The sequence below is a fragment of the Streptomyces sp. NPDC058864 genome (assembly GCF_042742985.1).
Taxonomy (GTDB): Bacteria; Actinomycetota; Actinomycetes; order Streptomycetales; family Streptomycetaceae; genus Actinacidiphila.
Genome location: NZ_JBHYMQ010000142.1, coordinates 1 through 5,899, shown reverse-complemented (window position 1 = coordinate 5,899; position 5,899 = coordinate 1). Strand labels below are relative to the sequence as shown.

Below are 5,899 nucleotides of genomic sequence, written 5' to 3'. Positions count from 1 at the left end.
GCACCTGTTGGTGCCGTGCCCTCGATCCGCCCCGGACCGGTCCCTCCGAGTCGCGCCCTCCGGCCCGGCTCAGAAGGAGTCGACGTCGACGACGGCCGCCGCGAAGGCCTCCGGAGCCTCCTGGGACACGTTGTGGCCGATGCCCTTCAGGGTCCGGTGGGCGTACCTGCCCGAGAACTTGGCGCGGTAGGCGGCACCGTCCCCGGCCGGGGTGAACGGATCGACCTCGCCGTCGAGGGTGATGGTGGGCACGCCGATCATCGGGCCCGCGGCGAGCCGCCGCTCCAGGCGGTCGTAGCGCGGATCGCCCTCGGCCAGGCCGAGCCGCCAGCGGTAGTTGTGGAGGACGATGGCGACGTAGTCGGGGTTCTCGAAGGACGCCGCGGTGCGGGCGAACGTGGCGTCGTCGAACTCCCACGTGGGGGAGTTGAACTCCCAGACCAGACGGGCGAGGTCGTGCCGGTTCTCCTCCAGCCCGAGCCGGCCGCGCTCGGTGGCGAAGTAGTACTGGTACCACCACGCGAACTCCGCCTTCGGCGGCAGCGGCTGCTTGTTCGCCTCGCGGTTGGTGATCAGGTAACCCGTGACGGAGACCAGGGCCTTGCAGCGCTCCGGCCAGACCGCGGCGATGATGTCGGCGGTCCGCGACCCCCAGTCATAGCCGGCGAGGACGGCCTTCTCGATCCGCAGGGCGTTCATGAGGGCGATGACGTCGAGCGCGACCACCGACTGCTGGGCGTTGCGGAACGCCCGGGGCGACAGGAAGCGCGTCGTGCCGTGGCCGCGCAGGTGCGGGACGATGACGCGGTAGCCCTCGGCCGCCAGCAGGGGCGCGACGTCGACGTAGCTGTGGATGTCGTACGGCCAGCCGTGCAGGAGTATCACCACGGGGCCGTCGGCGGGGCCGGACTCGGCGTATCCGATGTTCAGGACGCCGGCGTCGATCTGCTTGAGGGCGCCGAGGGAGGTGTACGTCCCCCGCACGGGAGCCGGTCCGCCGGTGCGCGGCCCGGGCCGGTGCGGTGTCGCCGCCGTGGCGGGCTGTGACGCGAGGCCCGAGAGCCCCGCGAGCGACGCCGCGGCCGCGCCCGCACCGAAAACCTTGCCGAAGCTCCGCCTGTCGATCATTCCCAACCTTCTTTCACGTTCCTGGGGTTCTCCCGTCGGCAACCCTCGCACGCACATGCGTCACCGGTCAAGGAGGTGACGATTTTCGGGCGTCGGCCATGGACCCGTCCCCACTCGGGAGGAGGGGCGGCCGACCGGGGCCCGGAGGGGGATGGGAGGATGATCTCCGGTCGTCGCCCCGGGCGTGCCGCCCGCGCGGCCGCCGCTCCCGGCCGGCCCCTCGGGCATCGTGCGGCAACGTCGCCGCCGGACGGCCCACCACGCGGCTGCCGCGTCCGCCTCGCGGTGGCCGTCTCCTCGTCGCTACCGCTGGAGTTCCGCCATGTCCCACCGCACCGGTCTGATCCTCGACTTCGGCGGTGTCCTCACCACGCCCCTGCTGCCCGCCGTGCTCGCCTTCGAACGGCGCGAGGGTCTGGCCGAGGGCGCCTGCATCACCGCGCTCTACCTCGACGAGGAGGGCACCCGGCGCACCCACGACCTCGAACGCGGCGCGATCACCCAGGAGGAGTGGAACGCCGCGGCGGCCCGCAGCCTCGGAGTGGCGCCCGACAACCTCATGGGCCGGATCTTCGCCGACCTGCGGCCGGAGAAGGCCCTGATCGACGCCGCGGCCGCCGCCCGGCGCGCCGGGGTGCGCGTGGGGATCCTGTCCAACTCCGTCGGCTTCGCGCCGTGGGACCTCTACGAGGGCTACGACCTGGAGGGTTCGTACGACGCGGTGGTCATCTCCGAGCACCACGGGATGCGCAAGCCCGAGCCCGCCATCTTCGAACTGGCCCTGGAGAAGCTCGGTCTGCCCGCCGAGGCCTGCGTCTTCGTGGACGACACCGAGCAGTACCTCGCGCCGGCGGCGGAGTTGGGGCTCGCGGGCGTCCACGCCAAGGAACCCGGGGAGACGGTCGCGCAGCTGGAGGTCCTGCTCGGCGTCGCCCTGACCTGAGAGGCCGGAGGGGGCGGGCCGGTGTGTGCGGCCCGCCCGTACGCGTCCGGGATCAGATCCCGGACGCCAGCCGGCGCAGGATCCGCTCCGCGGGCTCCTCGGTGGCGTGACGGTGGCCCGTGCCGGCCCACAGGTGGATCCGTTCCTGGTCGCCCGCGGCGGCGGCCGCCTTGCGCATCGGGCCGGTCAGGTGGTGCAGGGCCGGGTAGCCGGCCGGTGCCGCTTCGGTGTGGCGGTCGGTGAAGTCGTTGCGCAGGGCCCGCGCCGGGCGTCCGGTGAACGCCCGGGTCACCACCGTTCCGGTACGTGCCGGGTCGGCCAGCGCCGCCTTGTGCGGAGCGGAGGTGCCGGCCTCGTCGGCGCGCATCAGGACGGTGCCGACCATGACCGCGTCGGCCCCGGCGTGCAGCGCACCGGCCACGGCGGCCGGGGTCGCCAGGCCGCCGGCGGCGACGAGCGGCAGGGGTACCGCCGCGCGCACCTCGCCGAGCAGGTCCTCCAGCGGGACGTCCGCCGGTATGTGCTGCGGTGTGAGGGTGCCCGAGTGCCCGCCCGCGGCGGAGGCCTGCACGGCCAGCACGTCGGCACCCGCCTCCGCGGCCGCCCGGGCCTCCGCGGCAGAGGTGACGGTCTGCACGACCACGCTCCCGGCGGCCCGCAGTGCGGAGACGACCGAGGTCTCCGGGATGCCGAAGGTGAAGCTCACCACCGGCACCGGGTCGGAGAGCAGCAGGGCGACCTTGTCCGCCCACCGGTCGTCGTCCTCGACGAGCTCCGCGGCCAGTGCGTCGATGCCGTGCGTCCCGGCGTCGGGCGCGATGGCCCGGGCGTAGCGCCGGAAGGCGTCGGGGTCGACCGGGACGGGATTGGGCGCGAAGAGGTTGACGCCGAAGGGCACTCCCTCGGACCGGACGGCGGCGATCTGCTCGGCCAGCGCCGCGGTGGTGCGGTACCCGCCGGGCACGAAGCCCAGGCCGCCGGCCCGGGCGGCCGCGGCGACCAGCGCGGGAGTGGTGGGGCCGCCGGCCATCGGCGCGGCGAGTACCGGGGTGTCCACCCCGAGTGCGACCAGTGGCGAGACCATGATGTGAGTGTTCCTCCTGAGGGGCGGCGACGCTCGTCAGCGGGGTGGCCAGGGGCGGGCGGCGTCGGCCGGGAGTTTCCCGCCGGCGTCACCGGGCGGCCCGTGTTTGCCAGTATACGACCGCCCAACTATTTTTATTAGACCGGTCGACTATCATCGGCCGTCCCCGGTCCGGTCGCCCTCCGCACGCGCACGGGCGCGGCCCTTCCTACCGTTGAGCACAGAGGAGAACCGACATGAGCGCTGATTCGACGGACACCGCGAACGAACCGATGCGGGAGACGCTGTCCCGCTGGAAGGCCGCCTTCGACGGCCACCGGCCGGACGAGATGGCGGAGTTGTTCACCGCCGACGCACTGTTCCAGGGGTTCGGCCCGGAAACGACGGTCGGCCGGGACGCGGTGCGCGCCTACTACGAGGCCGTGACGGAGGACCGCTGGGCGGACGTGGGGAAGGTCCGGGGCTACCGCATCGGCGACGAGGTGGCGGGCGGCTTCGCCGACGTCGTCTTCCGGGGCGCGGAGGGCTGGACGGCCCCCGTGCACCTCTCGCTGGTCCTGCGGCGCGAGGGCGAGGGCTGGCTGATCCGCGCGTACCACGTCTCCCGCATCCCCGCGGAAGGCTGAGTCCGGAGGCCACCCGCCCACCGGGCGGGGCCCGTTGCGAGGTTGCGCCTCCCAGCAGGGAGGGAGCCGGTCGTGGCGCCGCCCCGGCCCGCGGGCGCAGGGTGGGGGGTACGAGGACCGGCAGCACGTCACCGGCCCGGCCGCCCGCCCGCCCGAAGAAGGCTCCGGCCGATTTCCAGGTTCCAACTGTTCAGGTTCTAGGAGAGGCAACACCGTGAAGGAGTTCCTGGTCGAGCTCACCACCACCGTTCCCGAGGGCACCGACCCGGCAGAGGTCGACCGGCGTCGTGCGGCCGAGGCCGTCCGGGCCGCGGAACTGGCCGCCGCCGGGCACCTTGTCCGGCTGTGGCGTCCGGTGGGTGAACTGCGCAGTATCGGGCTGTGGCGGGCCGACGACGAGGCCGGTCTGTACGAGCAGGTCCTCGGCACACTGCCGCTGTACCCGTGGATGTCGGCGGTCGTCACCGCCGTGCAGTCGCACCCCAACGACCCGGGGAAGGCGGACGCCGGCGCCTGACCGCGCACGCCCCGCCGCACACGGCACCCACACGGCTCCCCGCCGCCCGGAGACGGTCGCGACGGGGGGCCGTGGTCCGTCCCGCCCCGGAACCCACCCGTCGAGGAAAATGTCATGAGCGATTCAATCCAGCGTCCGGCCGTCGCCCTCGGCGGCCTTCCCGGCTCGCCCTGGGGCCATGTCGCCCGGGCCGCGGCGGCGCTGGCGGCGGCGATGGGGGTCGGCCGCTTCGTCTACACCCCGATCCTGCCCCTGATGCACGCTCAGGCAGGCCTGACGGCCGGGTCCGGCGCTCACCTGGCCACCGCCAACTACGTCGGCTACCTCATCGGCGCGCTCGCGGGGACCTTTCTGCCCCGCCTGACGCGCTCCGCCGTCGTCCTGCGCGGTTCGCTGCTGCTGCTCGTCGTCAGCCTCGCCGCCATGCCGCTCACGCACTCGGCCGTGGTGTGGCTGGTGCTGCGACTGGTCGCGGGCGCGGTGAGCGCGACGGTCTTCGTCATCGCCGTCAGCGCGCTCCTCGGGCGACTGCGCGAGTATCCCGCCCACCTTCCCGGCTGGGGCTTCGGCGGGGTCGGCGCCGGGATCGCCCTGTCCGGCCTCCTCGTCCTCGTGCTGCGCGGCTTCGCCGACTGGCGGGCCGCGTGGTGGGCGTCCGCCGCCCTCGCCGCGCTGCTCTCGGTGCCGGCGTGGACCATGCGGACGGAATCCGTCCCGGCCGACGCGGCAGGCGGCGGCACGGCGGCCGCGGCGGGCTCCGCGGCGCGGGGGAGCGCGGTGCCGCGCACGCACCGCTGGTTCGGCGCCCTGTTCGTCTCGTACACGCTGGAGGGCGTCGGCTACATCATCGCCGGCACCTTCCTGGTCGCCGCGATCGACCAGGGCTCGCCCGGCCGGCTCGGCACCGCGGCCTGGGTGCTGGCCGGGGTGGCGGCCGTTCCCTCCGCCGCGCTGTGGGCGCGGCTGGGGCGGCGCTGGTCCCGGCCGGACGTGCTGCTCGCCGCGCTGGTCGTGCAGGCCGCCGGGATCGCCCTGCCCGCCCTGGTCGGGGGGCCCGCGGCGGCGCTGGTCTCGGCCTTCCTCTTCGGCGCCACCTTCATCGGCGTGAGCACGGTCGCCCTCGCCGCCGGAACGCACCTTCGGTTCCCGCGCGCGGTCGCCCTGCTGACCGCCGGGTACTCGGTGGGCCAGATCCTCGGCCCCCTGGCCGTCGAGCCCCTGCTGCGCCACGGCTACCGGCAGGCGCTGGTCCTGGCGGCGCTCGTCGTCATGGCCGCCGCGGCGGCGGCCTTCGGGCTGCGCGTCGGATTCCCGCACCGCATCGATCCGGCCGATGCCCGGGAAGCGGCCCCTGGCGGGGCGGCCCCCGTCCGAGTTGCCGGTCTTTGACAGTTCTCGACCGGTCGTCTACTTTTAAGTGACCGGTCGTCTAGTTGGCCGGATTCCCATGTCATCCCCCGTGGAGAAGGAACACCATGAGCGTTCAGGGTCAGAAGGTCGCGGTCATCACGGGTGCCTCGCAGGGCATCGGCGCCGGGCTGGTCGAGGCGTACCGCAAGCTGGGCTACGCGGTCGTCGCCACCTCGCGGAACATCGGCGCG

At 74.0% G+C, this 5,899-nt stretch carries 7 protein-coding genes; 5 read left to right on the top strand and 2 right to left on the bottom strand.

The features are described 5' to 3' along the window. Positions 1–69: 69 nt before the first annotated feature. Positions 70–1,128 (bottom strand): alpha/beta fold hydrolase, encoded by a 1,059-nt coding sequence (locus ACFW3D_RS41865; protein WP_500513716.1) that lies wholly within the window; start codon positions 1,126–1,128, stop codon positions 70–72. 322 nt (positions 1,129–1,450) lie between these two features. Here ACFW3D_RS41865 and ACFW3D_RS41860 point away from each other — a divergent pair, with 322 nt between their 5' ends. Beyond that, complete coding sequence (locus ACFW3D_RS41860) at positions 1,451–2,071, top strand: HAD-IA family hydrolase (protein ID WP_500513714.1); 621 nt, start codon at positions 1,451–1,453, stop codon at positions 2,069–2,071. A 52-nt stretch (positions 2,072–2,123) separates the two neighbouring features. Here the strand turns inward: ACFW3D_RS41860 and ACFW3D_RS41855 are convergent, their stop codons facing one another. Next, a complete protein-coding gene (locus ACFW3D_RS41855; RefSeq protein ID WP_500513712.1) occupies positions 2,124–3,155 on the bottom strand; it encodes a nitronate monooxygenase in 1,032 nt (343 codons plus the stop codon). 236 nt (positions 3,156–3,391) lie between these two features. Here ACFW3D_RS41855 and ACFW3D_RS41850 point away from each other — a divergent pair, with 236 nt between their 5' ends. The 4 genes from ACFW3D_RS41850 to ACFW3D_RS41835 form a co-directional block, all read left to right on the top strand. Then, on the top strand, positions 3,392–3,781 hold the full coding sequence (locus ACFW3D_RS41850) for a YybH family protein (RefSeq protein WP_500513710.1): 390 nt from the start codon (positions 3,392–3,394) through the stop codon (positions 3,779–3,781). Between the two features lie 214 nt (positions 3,782–3,995). Continuing rightward, positions 3,996–4,298, top strand: a complete 303-nt coding sequence (locus ACFW3D_RS41845; RefSeq protein WP_500513709.1) for a muconolactone Delta-isomerase family protein — start codon at positions 3,996–3,998, stop codon at positions 4,296–4,298. 114 nt (positions 4,299–4,412) lie between these two features. After that, positions 4,413–5,687, top strand: a complete 1,275-nt coding sequence (locus tag ACFW3D_RS41840; protein ID WP_500513707.1) for a YbfB/YjiJ family MFS transporter — start codon at positions 4,413–4,415, stop codon at positions 5,685–5,687. Positions 5,688–5,773: 86 nt separating this feature from the next. Further along, the coding region (locus tag ACFW3D_RS41835) for an SDR family NAD(P)-dependent oxidoreductase (RefSeq protein ID WP_500513718.1) at positions 5,774–5,899 on the top strand (126 nt) is incomplete at its 3' end.